General features: G+C 64.8%; 17 protein-coding genes and 1 pseudogene. 7 read left to right on the forward strand and 11 right to left on the reverse strand.

Annotation, left to right across the window (positions count from 1 at the left end):
• Positions 1 to 9 precede the first annotated feature (9 nt).
• The 4 genes and pseudogenes from JZ791_RS00835 to JZ791_RS00850 form a co-directional block, all read right to left on the reverse strand.
• Positions 10 to 819, reverse strand: coding sequence for an ESX secretion-associated protein EspG (locus tag JZ791_RS00835; RefSeq protein WP_254204994.1), 810 nt, complete (start codon positions 817 to 819; stop codon positions 10 to 12).
• Between the two features lie 34 nt (positions 820 to 853).
• Positions 854 to 2,026, reverse strand: coding sequence for a PPE domain-containing protein (locus JZ791_RS00840; RefSeq protein ID WP_216892125.1), 1,173 nt, complete (start codon positions 2,024 to 2,026; stop codon positions 854 to 856).
• 43 nt (positions 2,027 to 2,069) lie between these two features.
• Positions 2,070 to 2,396, reverse strand: coding sequence for a PE family protein (locus JZ791_RS00845; protein WP_216892126.1), 327 nt, complete (start codon positions 2,394 to 2,396; stop codon positions 2,070 to 2,072).
• 169 nt (positions 2,397 to 2,565) lie between these two features.
• Positions 2,566 to 2,670: pseudogene (locus JZ791_RS00850) on the reverse strand (metallopeptidase family protein); the annotation flags it as partial.
• A gap of 587 nt (positions 2,671 to 3,257) precedes the next feature.
• On the opposite strand from JZ791_RS00850, the gene JZ791_RS00855 reads away from it, so the two are divergent.
• Positions 3,258 to 4,883: a tyrosine-type recombinase/integrase gene (locus JZ791_RS00855; protein WP_216892127.1), complete on the forward strand. Its 1,626-nt coding sequence runs from the start codon at positions 3,258 to 3,260 to the stop codon at positions 4,881 to 4,883.
• Positions 4,884 to 5,204: 321 nt separating this feature from the next.
• Here the strand turns inward: JZ791_RS00855 and JZ791_RS00860 are convergent, their stop codons facing one another.
• The 3 genes from JZ791_RS00860 to JZ791_RS00870 all read right to left on the reverse strand — a co-directional run bounded on the left by JZ791_RS00860 (position 5,205) and on the right by JZ791_RS00870 (position 7,346).
• Entirely contained in the window at positions 5,205 to 5,792 is a 588-nt protein-coding gene (locus JZ791_RS00860) for a hypothetical protein (RefSeq protein WP_216892128.1), read from the reverse strand.
• A gap of 4 nt (positions 5,793 to 5,796) precedes the next feature.
• Entirely contained in the window at positions 5,797 to 6,291 is a 495-nt protein-coding gene (locus JZ791_RS00865; protein WP_216892129.1) for a hypothetical protein, read from the reverse strand.
• A gap of 848 nt (positions 6,292 to 7,139) precedes the next feature.
• Entirely contained in the window at positions 7,140 to 7,346 is a 207-nt protein-coding gene (locus tag JZ791_RS00870) for a hypothetical protein (RefSeq protein ID WP_216892130.1), read from the reverse strand.
• Positions 7,347 to 7,962: 616 nt separating this feature from the next.
• Here JZ791_RS00870 and JZ791_RS00875 point away from each other — a divergent pair.
• Entirely contained in the window at positions 7,963 to 8,253 is a 291-nt protein-coding gene (locus tag JZ791_RS00875; RefSeq protein WP_216892131.1) for a hypothetical protein, read from the forward strand.
• A gap of 263 nt (positions 8,254 to 8,516) precedes the next feature.
• Entirely contained in the window at positions 8,517 to 8,837 is a 321-nt protein-coding gene (locus JZ791_RS00880) for a hypothetical protein (protein ID WP_216892132.1), read from the forward strand.
• A 473-nt stretch (positions 8,838 to 9,310) separates the two neighbouring features.
• Here the strand turns inward: JZ791_RS00880 and JZ791_RS00885 are convergent, their stop codons facing one another.
• Both JZ791_RS00885 and JZ791_RS46350 read right to left on the reverse strand, forming a co-directional pair.
• Complete coding sequence (locus JZ791_RS00885; RefSeq protein WP_216892133.1) at positions 9,311 to 9,577, reverse strand: hypothetical protein; 267 nt, start codon at positions 9,575 to 9,577, stop codon at positions 9,311 to 9,313.
• Positions 9,578 to 9,866: 289 nt separating this feature from the next.
• Positions 9,867 to 10,286, reverse strand: a complete 420-nt coding sequence (locus tag JZ791_RS46350; protein WP_216892134.1) for a tyrosine-type recombinase/integrase — start codon at positions 10,284 to 10,286, stop codon at positions 9,867 to 9,869.
• A 766-nt stretch (positions 10,287 to 11,052) separates the two neighbouring features.
• On the opposite strand from JZ791_RS46350, the gene JZ791_RS00895 reads away from it, so the two are divergent.
• The 4 genes from JZ791_RS00895 (at position 11,053) to JZ791_RS00910 (ending at position 14,916) form a co-directional block, all read left to right on the forward strand.
• On the forward strand, positions 11,053 to 11,199 hold the full coding sequence (locus JZ791_RS00895; protein WP_216892135.1) for a hypothetical protein: 147 nt from the start codon (positions 11,053 to 11,055) through the stop codon (positions 11,197 to 11,199).
• 447 nt (positions 11,200 to 11,646) lie between these two features.
• Positions 11,647 to 11,859: a hypothetical protein gene (locus JZ791_RS00900; protein ID WP_216892136.1), complete on the forward strand. Its 213-nt coding sequence runs from the start codon at positions 11,647 to 11,649 to the stop codon at positions 11,857 to 11,859.
• 350 nt (positions 11,860 to 12,209) lie between these two features.
• Positions 12,210 to 12,962, forward strand: a complete 753-nt coding sequence (locus tag JZ791_RS00905; protein WP_216892137.1) for a DUF4145 domain-containing protein — start codon at positions 12,210 to 12,212, stop codon at positions 12,960 to 12,962.
• Between the two features lie 1,546 nt (positions 12,963 to 14,508).
• Positions 14,509 to 14,916 carry a helix-turn-helix transcriptional regulator gene (locus tag JZ791_RS00910; protein ID WP_216892138.1) on the forward strand — a complete coding sequence of 136 codons (408 nt, stop codon included), beginning with the start codon at positions 14,509 to 14,511 and terminating at the stop codon, positions 14,914 to 14,916.
• Positions 14,917 to 14,997: 81 nt separating this feature from the next.
• Here JZ791_RS00910 and JZ791_RS00915 read toward each other — a convergent pair whose 3' ends face one another.
• Positions 14,998 to 15,558 carry a hypothetical protein gene (locus tag JZ791_RS00915; protein ID WP_216892139.1) on the reverse strand — a complete coding sequence of 187 codons (561 nt, stop codon included), beginning with the start codon at positions 15,556 to 15,558 and terminating at the stop codon, positions 14,998 to 15,000.
• Positions 15,559 to 16,160: 602 nt separating this feature from the next.
• Entirely contained in the window at positions 16,161 to 18,728 is a 2,568-nt protein-coding gene (locus JZ791_RS46355; protein WP_216892140.1) for an AAA family ATPase, read from the reverse strand.
• Between the last annotated feature and the right edge of the window lie 205 nt (positions 18,729 to 18,933).

The following is an 18,933-nucleotide window of genomic DNA, read 5'->3' on the forward strand; positions in this document are numbered from 1 at the left end:
CGATGCGATCTAGATGATGCCCTGAGCGGGATTGAAACTCGGATTGAATTCCGCACGCAGCGGGAGCTTCTGGATCAGATCTCGAATCGCGGTGCGCAGGCGGGAATTCGTGCCGGTGGCCAGCGACGTCCACTGCGTGTCGTCGTCGGATCGGGTGGTGGTGGCGATGAACCGGCCGTTGCGGGTGTTGAAGACCGCGATCATGCCGTCCGCGATCTCGCGGGTGCCGTCGCCGTAGACCACGCCCACGATCGAGGCGTGGGAATGCACCTCGACCAGTGCTGCGGCCAGGGTCACCGCATCGCGCGGCGGCCGCCCGACCCGGGTGAGGCGCTGCGCGGTGGAGGTGCTGTCGCCGGCGTCGTTGAGTATTGGCTTGAGCTCGTCTGCCAGCACGTTCATGCCGTCCAGTTCGAGCGGCGCCGACGGGCCCAGCGCGGCGATCACCGTGCCGGGCAGATCGTGCGAGGCCTCGTCGATGACGTAGGAGTCGGGTCCGCGCAGGGCGGTGACCTCCATGGCGTCACCCTTGGCGATGCACAGCCGGTGCACGTCGCCGTTGAGGTACCACCGCACGGCCAGCGCCCAGTGCGGGCGGTCCAGCGCCCGCAGCCTGTCCTCCAGATCCGCGTGCACGGTCTCGCCGTTCAACAGACCCCGGGCCGAGAGGGACTGCGTGACAGCGGAATACGCATGCATGCGGGCGACATCGGTGTCGTGGCGAGGGACCGCGTCCAGCACGATCGGGACCTGACTGATCTGCAACTTCTCCAGGAGAAACTGCATCTCGTCCAACGACAACACCACAGCATCGAGCATCGCCGCTCCCCTCCCCTCGCCCAACACCGTCAACCTAGCGCGCTTCCGCGTTCGGATCCCCGCCGATGACCCCGCTCGCGATGATCCGACCGTCGGCGAAGTACTCGCCGTTCAGCAGATCGCTGCTGTCGTGGTAGTCCTCGTCCTCTTCCTGAGCCTGGTTGCCCATCAGTGGATTGCCGGTGTTCACCGTCGGCCGGGTCTGCGCGGGCTCGGCGTTCAGGCCCGCCGGGGTGGTCGGCGCCATCGGCTCGGCCGGCGCGCCACCGACGCTGGGCAGCGCATTGCCGAGGCCGCCGCCCCAGCCCTCGGGAATCTGCAGACTGCCCGCGCCGCCGCCGATGCCGACCGAGCCGGGCGAGAAGGACATGGATCCGGTCAGCGCGGTGCCGCCCATGGCCGCGCCGCCGAACATGCCGCCCATCGTGGGGGACATCGTCGTCGTGCCGCCGGTGGCCGCGGTGATCGTACTGCCCGCGAGATCGCCCGCGGCGGGCACGGCGCTCGAGACCACGGAACCGCCGACACCGGCGACCTGGGTGGCGGCCTGGGCTGTCGCCGGGTTGGCCACGGCGGCCTGTGCCGACGAAACTGCCTGGGCGACCGGGTTGATATCGCCCTGGGCGGCCTCGGCGATATCCATCGCGCCGCTGACCAGACCCGCGCCCACGGAGATCGGCGGCGGCATCATGAATGCGGCGGGCGTGGCGACCATGAGCGAGGTGGCGGCCTCGTAGGTCTCCATCACCAGGGCGGCGCGCGCCTGCATTTCGGCGTACGTGGCCTCGGCGGCCTCACCGTCGCCGGTCAGATCGCCGCCGGTGGCGTGCGCGGCGACCCGGGCGGCGTCGACGGCCGCGATCTCGGGAGCACTCGGCATGACGAGCGAGGCCACCGTGTAGGCCGTCGCGTTGGCGGCGGCCTTGACCGCCATTCCAGCGGCCATGGCTGTCTGCTCTCCGGCCCAGCCGGTGAAGGCGGTGAGCTGGGCCGCCGCGGCGATGCCGTTGGCGCCGAGCATGCCGATACCGAGTTCGGCCATGACACGCGTCAGCGTCGCGGTGGCATCGGTCCACGCGCCGGCCAGTCCGGTCCACGAGGCCTCGGCGGCGGCGATCGGGATCGCGTGCGCACCCACGTCGAGCTGCGTCGACATCATCTCGACCGGGCGGACCTCCCAGAGCACGCCGGTGATTCCTGCAACCATTGTCGTAACTCCCCTAAATGAAAAGGTATGTGCGGGTGCGGCGTCAGATCGCCTCGGTGACCGCCTGGACGGCGGCGATGCCGACGGCGCGGACGCCGTCCTGGGCCATGTACTCGGCCATCTGCGCGCGCAGCGTCTGGGCTGCGGCACGCAGTTCGACGATGCCCTGCGCGATCGAGGCGTCGTGAGTCATCGCACCCTCGTTGAAGTGGTTGGAGGCGAGGAAGGAGACCTCCTCGGCGCCGGAGGGGACGACATGGGTTCCCGGGCTGCCGGCGGACTGGGCCGCGGCGAGGCGGTCGGCGAGCAGTTCCAGCTCGGTCGCGGCACCGGTGATGACTTCGTAATCGAGATGAACGAGATCAACCATGACTCGAACTCCTTCTAGTGGCGGCTAACGCTACTGTTGGGCCGATACAGATCGGCCCTTCGGTGGAACCACAAGAATTCCCCCTACGAGTACTTGGACGCGGCGGGATGAGATCCGGTTCCCTACGAGTCCAAAGTTTCTCCGGGCTTGACCGCTGTCGCGAATAAGCCTAGCCCCATCCCAACTCATGAAGGCGCTCTTCGTCAATCCCGAAATAGTGCGCAATCTCATGAATCACTGTGATCGCTACCTCCTGCACGACTTCATCCCGAGTCGTGCACAGTCGGTTCGGGGCTCTCTACCAGTGGAAATCTGATCACGGGCCGTTTGGTGGGGGTCGGCCCCGGTGAGTGTCCGAACGCGCTGCTGGCCACTCGGGGAGACCCTTTGGGGGAATCTGGGGGAACTCGGGGACTGTGACGGCAGGGCTTTAGGCAGGCGTTGTGCAGCGAGCCCGGCTGTGGCCGTCCATCGGCAAACTTGTGGTGATCGGTCGCGTAATTCGGTTCGATACTTCGGCGTGTCGGCTCAAACCTCGCTCGGCGTGTCGCGGATCGGGTGGAGGGAGCGCGCCGTCTGATGAGGGCGGCCGGGTGGGCGATCACGTCGAAGCTGTTGCAGTGGAAGATTTCCGGTGGTTATGCTGACGCTCGCAGATTCTGTACTGATGGTGGTTCTCACCGCAGTTGCGTCGAGGGTCTAGATCGGCGCGGTTCCCGGCACACGGTGCCGCTTTCCTTTCGACCCTCACCGCGCTCAGGGCGCGTAACGCCAGGTGGTCTGCATGACATCCCTTTCCGAACTTCCGGTTCACATCCACACGGCACACTCGGCCGCGGCTCTTCGCGACCGTCGTTCTCGATGGGGCGCGTGATGGGGTACGCGAACAAGCGGGTCGGCTACTTCGAGGCACGGTACAAGGCCGATAACGGCAAGTATCTGACCCTCCTCGGTGCGGACGCGAAGCCGATTCGATACCCGACCCAGGAGGCCGCGAAGGCCGCAGCGGATCGCGCGGAACTGGAGCAGCAGATACGCGCCCAGATGGGTTTCCCTGGAGCCCAACCGACTCCGCCAGCAGTTCCAACTCCCGCTGATTCGATTGTTACCGACATGGACGGACTGCGGTTACGGCCTGGCGGTGATGTCACGTTCGAGGTGTACGTCAACGGTTGGATCGAGGAACAGGACCTTGCCGAGACCACACTCGACAACTACGAATCCCACATCCAGTGTCATCTGCTGCCGGCGTTCGGGTCTCTGCGGTTGTGCGACATCACGAAGGGAAAGGTGACGACGTGGGACAAGGAACTCAGGGCTGCGGGCTACGCGGTCCAGAGCATCCGAACCTACCGAGCGCTGCTGCACGTGATCTTCGAGGACGCCGTCGAGGAAGGTCGAATCACCCTGAACCCGGCTAAGCGGAAGCGCAATCGCGGTCAACGCACCGGAGTCGATCAAGGCCAGATCTCCCCCAAGATCATCACCGACGCCCTCGGCGCGCTGCTGATCGCCGAGCGCATGGCCCTGTTGTCCGGACGCGACGACGAGTTCGTGTTCGAGATCGTCAAGTGGTACACCGGCATGCGCTTCAGCGAACTGCGCGGCCTGGAAACCCAGTTCGTGAAGGACCATCGCATCGATGTCCAATGGCAACTCAGGGAGGCCCGGGGAAAGCTCAAGCGCAGTCGCCCGAAATTCGGTCGGACACGTGAGATACACCTCCCGGACTTCCTGTGGCGGATCACGAGCGAGTTCATCACGCGGACAGATCGGCAACCGTGCGCATGCCACGGCCGAACCTACATGTTCAACGGGCACGGTAAGAAGCAGCGCACCGGCGGTGCCACACTGACAACGATTGCCCGTCACCTGGGCGTTTCGCAGAGCGCGGTGTCTCGTGCGATGCAACCACACGGACAGGTATCCGACGCTCTGCGGCAGCGAGTACGGCAAGCGGCCATCGGACTCGGGTACGTCGCGCCGGCGGACCGTGAGAACGCCGAGCACTACTACCGCGCCGGCTTCCGCAAATCGCTGTTCACCCCTGCCGTTTCCGGCGTCTACCCGAAGCATGGCACGGTGCCGGCGCACCCCGTACCGGTGTCGGCTGCTCCTTTCCCCGGCATCCCCGTACGCGGCCGCGATGCGAGCAAACGCGCTGACGGCACCTGGGACTCAGTCGCGGTAGGCATGACGCCCCACGGGAACCGGCGTTCGCACAGGACCAACCTCGTCGAGCTGGGCACGCCGAAGAAGCTCATCGATGCTCGGATCGGCCACAGCGATCCGTCGGTACAGGCGATCTACACCGAGGTCACACAGGTCATGATCGACAAGCTGATGGCCGACCTCACCGCCGTGTGGATCGATTCGCTGGACAAGCGATTGGCGCTGTGCGGTGCATCGCAAGTCTCGATATTGAACGACCTACTTCAGGCACGCGCCGAGGAGCTGGACATGCGCGAACTCTCGATCGTTGCCTAATCATCCGGCGCGCCATAGGGCGCATTAGAGGTGGCATGGCCGATCGGCGGCACAACGCACCGTGCCACCCAGTGAGATCACGAACGTCGATGTCAATGCTCGGTGCCGTGCGGTTTCTGTGGCGAAATACCGCGGCGAGCTCTTACCCAACCTCTACGACGACGAAGTGCTGAGCAGCCTTACGCGTGTCAAGGATGCGGAATCCGGTTATCTCCTCCAGAACCGGGGAAGGCTGGTCGCTGTCGTCGACACTGCGACACCGCCTGCTGGCCGCGTGCATACCGCGATCGTGTGCGGCAGCTGCGAAGTGATGGCTAGCCACTAAAGCTGAGCTGGTCGGACTTCGCTTGCCTTGCGGTACTTTCCGTGTCGTCCTTCGCCGAGCAGCCATGTCACCGGCATGCCTGGTGTGATGTGTTGTTCGTCGCCTTGGTACTGCCAGAGCGAGAACCATACGTCACCGGTGCGGCTGGCGATCAGGCCGTCATAGCTGTGGGGAAGCCACCATCGGATCACGCCGTCGATGTCTGGATCAGGATCTCTGGCTGCCCCGATCTGACCGTACGGTATCGAGCCGCCCGGGCCGCGCCATCCGTCGAGGGTGGGGAGCAATGGCTGGTCCCCACCGTCGGGGTCGGCGGGCCAGATTTTTCCGCTGCGGGCCAGAACGTCGTCGTGGATCTGACGGGCCAGTTCGCACGCGACACCGCCGGGGGTGTGTTCGCCGGGGGTGGTGCCGATGAGGACGTTCCACGCCGGGATGGTGAATTCGATCCACCATCCCGGTGGGGACGGTTGCCGGCGTAGGCGTTCGGGGATCGTGTCGTCGATGTGGACCTCGACGCCGAGAGCGGATTCGATATCGGCGGCCAGCAGTTCGGCGCCGCGCCGCGATGTCTCCTGGTCCATGCGGCTATCCTGCCGGGTGCGGGACGGCACACCGATTGATGGGGGTCACGTAGAGGTTTTTGCCAGCAGGGTGCGAGGCGATCACCTGGATTTCATCGCCTGGCTCGTACACGAAGTGTCCCTGTTGGTAGCGGGGGATCGTGATGTGCAGGTTGTCGTCCTTGTAGACGGTATTCGTGTACATGGGCTTGCCGTTGACCAGGATCTGGTAGTCGTACCGGCCGGGGACGTCGGTGAGGTTGGTGATGAACATGGCCCATGCGATGGCGCCGATGTAATCGTTTCCCACCGGCCGTGTATCGACTTCGACTCTGCCCCATCGGGTCACGACTCGGTAGTTGATGCACTGCTGGTACTGGGCTTGCGCGGTGCCGGTGGCCAGTACGCTCGCAATCATCAGAATTGTCGCTGCCACCATGAACAGGCGTGAACGACCGGATCCGGAGCGGGCGAGAAGGGGCGACTGCGCGGCCGGATTGACCGTACGGAAAAGGATCATGACGTGCTCCCCGTGTTCTGAATTGTGAACAGCTGCAATACAGCTCCGGCCCCTCCCAGACCGAAACCTGTTCTGTCGTAGGCTTAGACGGCAGCTGCCAGCGATCGGTTCCCGGCTCCAGAAGATCTCTTCGAGCAAAGGCCCGAGGGATGTAGGTCGACTGTCGATAGAGAGCCGGTTCCGCTCGGCCCGCCCCTGCGGCCTCGAACCCATCGTCAGCGACTTCGATCAGCCGGACTGGTCGCCGTCGTCGCCCTGCTCGGGGTGTTCCACACCAGCCCCGTCGCTGTCGTCACCGCCGGCAGATTCGTCACTGTCGTGGTCGGCGCCTGGCAGCGTCTGCGCGCAGGCTAACCGATTACGTCGAGCGGGTGGTCGGATGCGAACAGTCCGGCCCGACCGGGGTGGGTACACCGTCTCACCACCCGCGGCACAGTGCAGCTGGTGGTCGCCGCGGTCTCACCCCAGCCAGCTGCTCGGTAGATCCGCAGCCCCTGGCGCTGTGCGACATTCGTGCGACACACCGTGCGAACCTGGCCGCATGACGCACGATGACCTCGCCCCCCGCGAGCTGACCAGCGCGCACCGCCTACACCGCCTTGAGTGGCCTGGACGCCGCGGCGTGGGCCCGCACGATGCGGTGGCTCTTCGATGTCGGTGTCCGCGTCCAGATCCCGGCATAGGAGCGCCGTGTAGCGGGATCGGGCGGCATGAGCACCGATCACCGGATCGCGGGATTGATGTGCGCCCACTACATCGAGTTCAGTGGCCGATCCCCCGCCAGGATGTTAAGGGCAGGCTCCGCCAGTACATGCAGATCGGCCACCGAAAACCAGCGGGGTAGCGACTCAGTCGATGAGCTTGAGCGATTCGAGGGGATGCTCGTTGATCTTCCCTGTAGTCAGCTCGAGGAGTCGCGCAGTTGCTTCCTTCACCTCGATGATCTCACCGACCAGCGGGATCAGATCGCCACCCCAGGAGTTCTTCGGCCGGGGGGAGACTGAGCAGAGAGTCGCGCCGTACACGACCCGGTCACCGACCTTCAAGACGCTCATGCGGGTCCTCTTTCAGCGTAAGAAGAGCATTTCTGATCACCGTACTCGAACACATGTGCGCAAGCCTGGAGGCGCGCGGCGTCAAATAGTGCGACTCCACGCCAACGTGGATACATCCGTGCCTGAAACGAAAAACATCCTCGGCAACGTCTGGAATATCAGGGATATCACGGGATGGACTGCGGGCATGGACACGAACAAGCGGGTGGTCCCGGATGAGGCGACCACGGACGACGTGATGAACATCTTCGGCTGGTCGCGCTCTGAGGTCTCCCGCCGCCGGCGTTCGGGGGAGCTGCCCGAGCCGGATCCCTGGCGGGGCTCGGAGCGTAAGCCTCGCTGGGGGCGGGCGGCGATCCTGGAGACTCTGGCCCGGCTGGGCCGCCTGGACGGGGTGACGCCGGCGGTATCGGCTCGCCCGCCAGCGGATCCGACAACGGAGTTCCCGGACTCGAACCCCGATCCCGCTGATCCAGGCTCAGCAGGATCGCCTCGGGGGTACTGGAAAATATGCCAGAAAATATACCGGTGTCCTGAGCAGCGGGAAGTCCGGTTCCGAGCACCTGAATGAGCGGTGTCCCGGTTCGTGTCGGTACCCGGGCGCACCCTGAAGGGCATGGGAACGCACGACTCCGAGAACGCCGCCAACGCCGCTGCCGCCCAGGCGGCGGGCTGGCCCGAGCTGGACGGCAGCGAGAAGCAGATCCCGTGGGGGATCACCGCCCGCGCGAACAAGGTACGCGAGATGGAAGCCACCGCCATGGACGACACCCAGAAGAACCGGTGGCGTGAGGCCCTACTGCGCGAGACCCGCGCCGGGGCGTGGATCGACTACCGCGAGCATCCCTGGCAGGCCGCGGCGCTGGCGAACCTCAACGCCGAGGAACTCGACGCCCTGCGCGGGTGACGCTGGGATTCACCGATATCGGTGGCGCGCCTACTGACCGAAGACACAAGTTCTTGTGCTGCGCAAGGTTGTCGGCCCCCAGTAGTAGTGTCTGACATAGCCAAGACGTTCATAGAACGAGCCCCCCACGGGGCAACCGGCGGAGGGGCTCGTTGGAAGGTGCACTTTTCTCAGGGGTGCCCAGCCAACGTACCGCAGAGTGGTCTGTCCATCCGAAGATGGGCAGGCTGTCGGTCTCTTGGCTAGGCAGAAAGGGGCAACACATGCCCCAGCAAAATGCGGTGACGGTCGGCACGATCTGGAAGCGGGTCGACGGCAAGTGGACCGGCCTCATGAACCAGGTCTCCGGTGCTTCCTACGTCGAGCAGTTCCCGGGTGCGACCGACTGGGAGAAGCGGCTGGCGGAGGCGCGGCAGCCCGGCGGCATCTGGATCTTCGACGGCAATGTCAGCGACGATCCCGGTGCGGGATTCGCGATCGAGCGGTTCTACCCTCCGAGTGTGGAGGGGGACGCGATCATCGTGCAGTCCTCCACCAAGCCGCCGTTCGGCCAGTGGGCCGAGCTCGACGAGTGGCCCCACTAAGATCGGTCGAATCTACAGCCCCCGGAGAGAATCTCTCCGGGGCTGTCGTCTGCTAGTCGGTGGTCCGCGTGGTGGCGAAGAACGATGTCGACCCGGTGACGGAGCGGGCGCGGTTGTCGTACCGGCGGGCGGCCGAGCTGTTCGAGACCTACACCGGCCAGTACGCCGGCGGCCCCTACACGCTGCACAGCTGCGTCATTCCCGGCTCACCCACGCCGCGGAGGAGGGCGCGTCGACCCGGTGCTGATGAAGTTGTCCGGGCGTACCTCGGTGCGCAGCCTGGCGAAGTACGCGCGAGTGTCCGACGAGGGGGGTCGGCCGTCGATATCGGTGCGCCGATTGCGTTCGGGGGTTCCTAATTCAGGCGGTGAGGAACTCGGCGGCTCGCATGCGGCTACCTGGTGGGGGTTCTCCGATGCAGGTAGCCCCGGCGACAGCACTGATTTGCGGAAGTAGTTGACCGCCGACAACGTTCACCTCGCTATCTCATCCGGGTCCGGTGGCTCCGGAGGGAGTGGTGTCATTGGGGCGGCCCGTGGTGACCAGCCGGGCAGCTGTCTGTCCCGGTCGGCGATCTTGTAGAAGCGCTGGGAGTCTTTGCGGCGCTTCTCATCCGGGTGGACGTTCGCGTAGATCCCCGTGACCAGGAGAACCAGCGAGCGAGCGATCGCTGGCGCGGCGACCCTGAGAACGGCCAAGGCCCCGAGCGCGCCGCCGGCGGGAAGAATCCACTCGCTCATTGCCGCGAGCCCCTGCGGCGGTGAATGTTCAACAGAGAAACGACGCCCATGCCGATAGCGGCATGAGCGCTGATGAAGACAGCGCTCACGGATGTTTCCTACTTTGGTAGAAATATCCAGGGCGTGAGGAACCTTACCGCACTGCGGCTTTTACGCTCAAATCGCCAGTGAGGTTGGCCAGCTCGATCCTGGGAAAGTTTGTGCGCCTGGGGCCGAGGCAAGTGCCGCGCCGCGGCATCGATGTCGTCGAGGCGACGATAGGTTGCCGACGCGACGACCACATCGGCGATTACTGCTCGAAGACGGTTTCCATGACCGCGGCCTGTTCGGCGGTCCCGGCGCGGAAGTAGCGGGCGGTGGTGGAGATCGAGGCGTGGTGCAGCAGGGCCTGGACCTGGGCGACGTCGGCTCCGCCCTGGCGTAGCCGGGTGCCGTAGGTGTGCCGCAGGACGTGCGGGCGCAGCCCCGCCAGGCCGGCCTCGGCGCCGACCGCGAGGACGACCTGGGTGATGCCCGAGATGGACAACCGTCCGCGCTGCCCGGTCCACAGCGGGCCCGGATCGGTACCGCGGACCGCGATCCAGTCGCTCAGGCGCTGGCGCGCGACCGCCGGCAGGAGGACCTCGTCGCCCTTGCCGCGCAGGGTGATCGCACCGGTACGCGCGGTGATCGCGACGTCCTCGAGATCCAGCCGGGCGGCTTCCTCCACTCGCGCGCCGGGTGTAGAGCAGCACGGCGATGATCGCCGCGTCCCGGGGACCGCGGCGCTGCGAGGCGCGTTCGACCCGGCCCTGGGCGGCCGGATCCAAGGAGTCGGGCTCGCCGGGGGCGGGCACGCGTACGCGCTTGACCGCGATCCGCAGTCCCGCGCCGTGCTCGTACAGCAGATCCACCGCCGCGAGGGCCTGGTTGATCGTTGCCGGGCGCGCCTTCTTGGTCCGCAGCAGATACCGGCGCCACGCGGTGACCGCGGCCTCCGCGCCGACCACATCGGCGAAGGCGTCCGGATACGCGCCGGCGTGCTCGCCGAGCCAGCCGACGCACGCGGCGGCCTGGCGGCGGTACGCCCGCACCGAGTTCGCGGCGAGCTTGCAGCGGTCCAGGTACCGGCCGGTGGTCTCGAGGGCTTGGGCGGCGGCCGCGGTGACGTCGCCGGCCGGCCCGTGCAGCGGAGTGGCCGGCGCGCTCATACCGTCCCCGCTCCTTCTTATCCACTGAGTTCCGGCCCGGGGATTCGACCACCCCCGGAAGCATGTTATCCACTGAGTTGACACGGCGGCGTCCGGCGATCCGGCGCGCCGACAGGGTGAGCATCTCCCGCGATGAGAGGGGGCGGCGCATTTTGCGAACAACTGGAGAACGGCGGCGCTATTGACATCGCGGTCGCGGGCGTATTGCATGAATTCGACCCGACCCGACCTCCCAACGGTCCTGCCTCTCAAAGGAGAGGTCTACCGATATCGAGGAGGTATTCCATGGTCGAGATCGCCCTGCTGGGTGCGACGTGCTTCATCTGCTATCTCGTCCTGTGCGCTGTCGTCGTGCTGCGCACAGGACATACGCGCGGCCTGGCCCACGTCGCCGCGGCCGTCGAGACACTCGTACGCATCGTTCGCCCCTGAGTAGGGCGCGCTCCGGGAAGCACTGTCCCGCAGGGCTTCCCGGAGCGCAGACCGGCGGAACCAACCTCATGAGGTAGAACAACCAGCGGACCAAGTAATCCGCCGGGACGTTGCCTGAAGCGGAACATGCCGGTGGCTGGATCGTGGATCCTGACGCGCGTCAGGACGGCGAATTCCGACGGCGCCGTCCTGTGGCCTCCGTCTGTTCATGCCCGGTGCTGCCGGAATTCGCCGACCCGGACCGTGTGGGCCGATCCTCAACAACTTCCGCCGCCGATGCGGCGGACTATCTCCTTCCGGCACTTCGCGTGCACTGTCCAGTTGCACGTTTCAAACCAGCGGACCCCCGGGCGCACATCGGCAAGACATTGGTGCGGCACTGATCCGTGTGGAAAACCCTCCACGCAGGTCGCCGTGACCATTCAGGCCGTACCTAGGAGCGCACGCATGACGGCTCAGCCGCCCGACAACACTCCCGACGACGCCTCCCGCTCCGCCGGCGGGTGGGTACTTGCCGGTGACCTGTTCGTGTTGACACTCGCACTAGCCGCCGCGGTCGCGCTCGTCCTGACCCACAATGCGTCGGCGGGCCTGCTCACCGCGGTCGGCGCGTTCGTCGTCACCATCCTCACGGCATGGCATCACCGACGAGAGAGGTGACGGCTTGACCCGCCGCGGCGCCGCAATCGCCTCTGACCGCCGATACGGCCTGCTCGGTGTCGACGGACTCCGCGCCGGCCCGGCCCGTCGCCGGGTTGGTCACCGTGATCCACATCCGCTCGGACCGGGAACGCCGTGCCGACGCCCGGAAAGTACTGCGCTGCACCGAGCGTTCCCGTCCGCGGTTTTCACCACGATTCTCCGACAGGGTGTCGACAGGTACGACCAGGAGATCTGGTTCCCGCCACTGACTGTCGAAGAAAGGATCAATTCTCAATACTCATCTCGCTGGCAGTAAAGCTTAGCTATTCGGTGGTGGAACGCCTTTGCTGTCCGCAAAGATGTCCGACATGGCATCCGAGGCGACCACGGCACCGAGCGGCCAGGGCTCTGACGACGAAAACGATCGCAACCCCGATGGACTTCCCTACACCGGCGACCCGTCCGGCCCATGCCCACGGTGCGGCCGTGTCAGCAACTTCACGGCGGGCGAGCCGGTCAAGATCCGGAACCAGATACGCATCTCAGTCGAGGGCGGTGGATCCCGGTATCTATCACCACAGCAAGTCGTGGTGCTGACCTGCCACGGATGCAAGCAGGGCACCGTGGTCATCGAAGAAACGACCACCGTCAAGCTGTCGGCGACGACGAGCACGGTGAAGCAGATGCCGCTGTACTGGTGGCCCACCCCTGGTAGCAGTACCGAGATGGCCGACGTTCCTGACGACATCGCCGCCGCCTTTCAGGAAGGGCTGCGTTGCCTCAGCGTGATCGCCCCGAACGCGGCCGTCGCAATGTTCCGCAATGCGCTGGCCCACATCGTCAAGGAAAAGGGCAGCGACGCTGCGAAAAGAGCACTCAGCGGCAGCCTCGCTTCCGGGATCGCACAGATGGTCACCGACGGTGATCTTCTCTCGACCTTCAACGACTGGGCGACGCACATCCGGGTCGTGGGCAACGCCGGTGCGCATCAGGAGGCATACGAGGCGGTCTCGGCTGAGGAGGCCCAGGATCTACAGAACCTCGTGCTGGGGCTGATCCGGTACCTCTACATCGAGCCTGCCAATCTCGCCCGCCTGCAGAAGCCGAAAAAGCGCTTCTGACCAACGATATCGTTCACTTACCGGCAGTGAGAAAACAGGGCATTTCGGACGTGTGTGTAGCGGTCCGGCCGTGTTGTTCGGTGCCTGAATCGCGCTGAACGCGCCGGCTGCGAACTTCTATGACGATGCTGCGTCGCGCATTCGTGCAGGGATGCGGGGACGGAGCCGTCGGGACTGTGTCGTGTCCTCTACGGACCGTCGTGACGGTTGACGCCGCTGGGATTGCTGAGGAATTGTCTCCCCGGGCAACTGGAGTTTGGCGGCTTCTTCGATCTTGTGGACCTCGATAGCCCGCTCGACCTGTTCGAGGGTGAAGCGCAATCGCCGGCCTAGCCGAGTGTGCTCGATTCGCTGGTTGCGCGCCGCTTCTACGAGCCAGTTGGGCGAGGGGAGATCGAAAGCCTCTGCGACAGTTTCGGGGGAGAATAGCCGTGGTAGGCCAAGCCTATTCTCGGCGATGCTGTCTTGGACACTCACTTCAGCGTTATGTAGGCGTCGCTGCCCCGACACACCCGTCATGCGTTCGCCCGACCGTGTAGGTGGACTGCGATGTCCTCGGGGGTGACGGTGATTTTGTGGCGACGTCGGAAGTTCCTGTCGGCCAGGACGATACTTATCCTGCCGTCGTCGGCTATCCGAGGTCTCCCTGTCCATCTCTGGTTGATTGTCCCGGCTCGTCTCTCCAGGTCTGTACGGATGATCAATGCAGCCGTGGCGAAGACATGGCGGCTGCGCCCATGGACGGCAGGCACGCTCACACGGGTGAGGTGTGGGGTGATCGTCAGCCTGGGGTAACCGTGGACCAGTTCCAACGGCGGATTGACATCGGTGGGCATCGTTTCCTCGTTCATCGTGTGGCCACGTATAAGGGCCGCTCGTCAGCGTCGAATTTCCGCGAGGGTTGACCGTCGCCTGCTAGCAGGTCGCACCGGGGTAGGTCGGCTGCTGATTGCAGCGGCGAGGCTGTCCTGTTCGTAATGGTCGGTGCCGTACACGGTGTCATCGACTGCACCACAAGGAATCTCGGTCTCATCGAGCCATGCATGGCTAGGGTTTGTCGCATGCATGCGCATAGCAACTGCCGTGTCCTCCACGGCGCTACGGTAACGTATGGTACGTAGAATTACTACAGATAGTACGTAAATAGTCTTTATGATCACTGGCGGTAATCCTGAGCTTGTAGGCGACCGGTGCCGAACGGGACTATTTGGCGGTGACCGGGGTCGGGCGGGGCTGGGTTGACATGCTGGCGGCGTTCCCAGCGCCGGATTCATGTCTCGGTGCTGATGCCAGTCCTGCAGTCGGCGGGATGGCCCAACTTTTAGGACTGTGTGGTGCGGTCGGCGCTCCGAAGCAGATGGACTAGCCAAGGACTATTTGGAGAGGTTTTGGTAGGAGTGCCACAGTCCGGAGGTGATGGCGTGCATGCGCAACCTCGGAACTGCCTCGGTCATGAGGCTCCGATTACCAGTCTGTTCGCGGTAGCATCCGCACTATGCACGAGGGTGGCGTGAGCCAGGAGTACTTGACGAATTTCGGGCGACGCGTGCACGCCGCGCGGAAATTCGTTCGTGACCTTTCACTGGATGCGGCCTATGCAGCCGGTGGGCCGTCGCGCGACCGCTTGAACCGCATTGAGAAGGGACGTGGGCCGGTACCGAACGACGAGGTGTTGGCGAAACTCGAAAACGTGCTCGGTCTGCAGCCGGGTACGGCCCGTCCCGCGCTGCTGAACGACACCGAGCTGGTCTTCGCCGCCAAGTCCGACGAACCCACATATACCGAAGCGGAAGTGCGGCGGCGCGACGCGATACTGGCAGTACTCCGCGATGACCTCGGAATCTCCGGTGCGGCCATCCGCAAGGAACAGGGCGGAGACGGATTCGTCATCGCCCAGGACGTCATTGACCAGATCGTCGACAGAGTCAAGGCGCGCTTCGGATCCCAGGGCTGAGGCAGTCGCCAGCGACAGGCCCCAGTCGGGCCCGCGCATCCGCAATCTCCCGCATGCCGAGGCGCTCCCCAGCGCCCCTTACTACTGGTGAGCATCGCAATGCGGCACGCGGCTGGGATCAGTACCGTGTCGGCACGAACTCGAACCGTCTCGACCGTTGGCCGATCGATCGAGCATCAGCTCGGCCAGCACGTCGGCCTCGACTTCGGCACTGTGAAAAGCCGCGCTGGCCAGTAACACCCGCATTTCGGCCGTAGTGCCGCGTGCTAGTCCCGTGGCAAGCGCAATAGCCGTCATGGCCGGCTCGACCTCGATCGCCGCGCTGTGACCCAGCAGCACGTGAGCGGCAGCATGCGCGATCACACGCCGATGCAAGGGCCGCGTCGCTGGCTGGTGGAACACCAATCGCTGGTGTCCGCGGACGAATTCCATCCCGCACAGATCAGTTGGGACGCCGTGAGGTAGCGGCTCCCACAGCATGCTGTGACCACATTCGCGCGCCATTGCCGCGGTGAGATCCGGGACCGTCCAGTTTCGCGGCAACGCCAGCCGCTCGATTAGCGGGCCATGCTGATTTCCCGTCAGCGGCAGACTTCTGCTGCGCCGTACTCGGTTCACCTGGGCTTTCTCCTCCCTGTTCACGCTGGTATGGGACCTGACATATGGGGACGCACCCCCTGCGGTGACGCCAAGGCGAACGCAGATACGCGGGATCGCTCTCATTCTCAGGGGCGGATGGCAGCGCCAATGCGGCACTGAACAGCACAGAACGCCACGGTTCGACGTGGGAGGAGACACGGAAATTCCTTTGCGGCTATGCCGGATCCCCAGCGTGACATCGATGCACTCGCTGGGATCGGTCGTCTATTCGTTATGTGTGAATATCGGAACAGGACGGTGTATTACGTGGCGGTGTCAGGATTTTTGCGTGCTTCTCCCTGATATGACGGTCTTGCCGTGAACGACACGACTGTCGCACGGACACCAGAAAATGGAAATAAGAGGCCACCCACAACACACCCAAAAACCCTCCCACCCATCTGGCGCGCATCCGACCTCGCAGCCCCTCTACCTGGTGTTTCGAACCTTCATCGAATGTGCGGAAGTTTCGGAAATCGGCCAACGTGCCGCAGTCGATTCCCGGTGCGGGAAGATGGCGATGAGGGATATGGGTGGGAGGCATAGCTCCCGTTGGGGCCCCGTTCAGGCCGGTTCCCCGCAACGTGTGCTGGCCGTTAGCGCGGCTACCGCTTCACCTGGCGCTGTGAGCCAGTTTCTCGTGCTATCTGCTGCCGGATCAGGGCACTGATCTGAGGTTTGACCGGATTGGGGATGTATCGTCCGACCTGTTCTCGGGACGGGATTTCCAGTTTGCCGAGTATCGAGCTCACGTGACGGTCGATCGTCTTGTGCGAGCGTCCGAAGATCCGCCCGATTGCAGGATTCGAGAAACCCGCCGCGACGTGAATAGCGACTCGCTGCTCTGTCGGACTCAACCACTCCCAGGGGTCCTGAGAGACCGGATCGAGGCGCCGCTGTCCCAGTGCCAGTTCATACACCTCGTTGGTATCGGGGTTCAGTTGACGACCCTGGGCGAATTCAGCGGTGAAGGCGGCATCGCCGAGTGTCCGGCGCGCTTTCTCGAGGGCTTTGCCGGTCTCGTCGGCGAAAGTGCCCATCGTGTCGATGTTCACTCCGAGCGTGCCTCGCAGAGTTTGGGCACCGCCGGCGAGGTGCGCTATCTCGGTGGCGATGTGCCTGTCGCGATCGGTGTCGTCGCCATCACCGGTGATGAGTCGCGCCAGCGCCCACGTTCGCAGGAGAATCGACCAGTGCGCTCCCCATTGGTCACCCACCGACATCTGGTACGTGAGCGTGCTGACCAGTATGTCGGCGCCCTCGCTGGGGTCGCCGTGCTTGATACAGGTGACTGCTACCGCCAGCTGCGCCCAGGACTTCGCCCACTCCGCGCCCGAGGTACCGACGAGTTCTACGGCATCGAGGGAAATACTGTCGGCTTCTTCGAACGAACCGAGCAAGGCAGCCGCCAAACCGGCGAACATCGCGGCGAACACTTCGCCGCCGTCATCGCCTTGATCGTGGTATTTCTCGCGTGCTCGGAGCAGGACGCCGATCGCTCGCGGATCACGCTGCGACATGAACATTTCGGTACCCGCCGCCATGTCCACCATGGCCGGCTGGCCGAAGTCGATCTCTGGGTGATCTCGCCACGCGGTGATGTCCGGACCGGGCATGTAGGCTGCCATAGAGTCGTCGATCGGTCCCTTCGCGTCGAGGCCCTGGCGCACGGCGAGCCATGCCAGCGTTGCCCTGACCGACATTTGCAGCTCGGTGGGCTCCGGAGTCAGGGCACGACTGGCCTCGAGGCAGCGCTCGGCGCGCTCTCGGATCTCGCGTATCGATCCCCGGACGAACGGCACCCGTAGCTTGATCACTCCGGCGACAATTTCCAGCCCCGCAGTGGCCTGGCCCGGCAGGGAACTGCTGCTCTCGATCGCGGTCAGGATGTTGCACCATGCGCCCAGTGCCCACGTCAGATGCACGCGTTCGGAAGAACCGAACCACTGGGCCGCAGCGCGATTGACCTCCTGCCGGTAGAACTGCAGGTGCCGCAGGACCAATCGCGTCGCCTCATCGGGCCCGCGCTCTGCGAGCCGGGCCCACGCGAATATTCTCAGACTTTCCAGCAAGCTATACCGCACGGACGTGGTGGTTATGTGGACCACGACCAGTGACCGGCCCGCCAGCAGTTCCAGGATGCCTTCGATCTCGGACCCGGACAGTGCCGGCCGGTCCGCCCCCTCGAGTTCCTGCTCGTCGTCAGCGCAGATGGCTTCGATCGCGTCGAGTTCAGCACCCACATCCGTGTTGGCGTCGTCGGGGTTGCTGCCACCAGCGGCCGCGAGCACCGCGAGGCGTTCGAACAGCAGCTGTTCCTCGTCGGTGCACATGTCGTAGGCCCATGCGATGACGTCGGTGACCTTGCGGTGCCGCTCTTCGGCTCCTGCGAGCGGGCCGCGTGACCATTGCATCCGTTTGTCGTCGTCCGCGCGGCCGGTGAGCTCAGCGTGGATCCGCGCGAGCGGCCGGTGCCGCAGTTGGGCGGCCGCCAGTTGGATGAAAAGGGGGAAATGGTGGATGTGCCAGCAGATGTCGGCCGCGATGTCATTCTCGGCCTCGCCGGTCGAGACGCGGCCGACGAGTTCAGCGCGCTGCCAGAACAGGGTCAGCGCCTCGGACTTTTTCAATGGCAGCACATTCACCATGTGCTCGTTGACCCAGCCGATCTGGCTCAGGCTCGTTGCCACGACCGTCAGGTTCGTGATCGCCTCGAGCAGCTCCCCGATCAGCGATCGGACGCCATCGATCACGTGTTCGCAGTTGTCGAACACGAGCACCACGCGCTGACCATTGCCGTCCGAGTCGCGTTGGTCCAAAGTGTCGACCAGCGCGTCCCAGGCCGAACGCTCGGAGAAATCGGCAGGGATCACCGCCGCCGCGGTCTCGCGTTCAATCGCCGCGTAGTCCGATTCCGCGCTCAACCGTGCCAAACGGACCCAGTGCACTCGCACGCCGCCGCGCATTTCGTCACGGACTCGGCGGACAACTTCGGCCGCCAGCCGCGTCTTCCCGATCCCCGGTGGTCCTACCAGGGTGATCATGCGGCGGGAGCCGCTGATCAGCAGGGCGCTGATCTGCTCTAATTCGTCGTGCCGACCGACGAACTCGTCGTCGGACGACGCAAGTCCGGTACCGCGCGCGCTGACTCTTCTCTCTCCGGGATCACTCACCCCGGCGACCCTCTCTATCGAACAAGACGTACGGTCTTGTCAGAAGACTGTCCGCTGACCTCATGGAAGTCGACGGCGCGCCAAACTTGGCTCTGGCTCCCCTGTGGGAATCAACTGGCTTCATCGGCTGAAAGTCATTGTCGTCTCGCATATTTCGCTCGCTCCGGCGGTACTGCACCGTGTCGGATTCGAACGTGACGGGTTG

Source organism: Nocardia alni (assembly GCF_019038435.1).
GTDB lineage: Bacteria > Actinomycetota > Actinomycetes > Mycobacteriales > Mycobacteriaceae > Nocardia > Nocardia alni.

What these genes read in the sequence shown, in the direction of transcription:
- JZ791_RS00835 (WP_254204994.1), bottom strand. Translation starts at nt 819, where the DNA reads ATGCTCGATGCTGTGGTGTTGTCGTTGGACGAGATGCAGTTTCTCCTG.
- JZ791_RS00840 (WP_216892125.1), bottom strand. Translation starts at nt 2,026, where the DNA reads ATGGTTGCAGGAATCACCGGCGTGCTCTGGGAGGTCCGCCCGGTCGAG.
- JZ791_RS00845 (WP_216892126.1), bottom strand. Translation starts at nt 2,396, where the DNA reads ATGGTTGATCTCGTTCATCTCGATTACGAAGTCATCACCGGTGCCGCG.
- JZ791_RS00855 (WP_216892127.1), top strand. Translation starts at nt 3,258, where the DNA reads ATGGGGCGCGTGATGGGGTACGCGAACAAGCGGGTCGGCTACTTCGAG.
- JZ791_RS00860 (WP_216892128.1), bottom strand. Translation starts at nt 5,792, where the DNA reads ATGGACCAGGAGACATCGCGGCGCGGCGCCGAACTGCTGGCCGCCGAT.
- JZ791_RS00865 (WP_216892129.1), bottom strand. Translation starts at nt 6,291, where the DNA reads ATGATCCTTTTCCGTACGGTCAATCCGGCCGCGCAGTCGCCCCTTCTC.
- JZ791_RS00870 (WP_216892130.1), bottom strand. Translation starts at nt 7,346, where the DNA reads ATGAGCGTCTTGAAGGTCGGTGACCGGGTCGTGTACGGCGCGACTCTC.
- JZ791_RS00875 (WP_216892131.1), top strand. Translation starts at nt 7,963, where the DNA reads ATGGGAACGCACGACTCCGAGAACGCCGCCAACGCCGCTGCCGCCCAG.
- JZ791_RS00880 (WP_216892132.1), top strand. Translation starts at nt 8,517, where the DNA reads ATGCCCCAGCAAAATGCGGTGACGGTCGGCACGATCTGGAAGCGGGTC.
- JZ791_RS00885 (WP_216892133.1), bottom strand. Translation starts at nt 9,577, where the DNA reads ATGAGCGAGTGGATTCTTCCCGCCGGCGGCGCGCTCGGGGCCTTGGCC.
- JZ791_RS00895 (WP_216892135.1), top strand. Translation starts at nt 11,053, where the DNA reads ATGGTCGAGATCGCCCTGCTGGGTGCGACGTGCTTCATCTGCTATCTC.
- JZ791_RS00900 (WP_216892136.1), top strand. Translation starts at nt 11,647, where the DNA reads ATGACGGCTCAGCCGCCCGACAACACTCCCGACGACGCCTCCCGCTCC.
- JZ791_RS00905 (WP_216892137.1), top strand. Translation starts at nt 12,210, where the DNA reads ATGGCATCCGAGGCGACCACGGCACCGAGCGGCCAGGGCTCTGACGAC.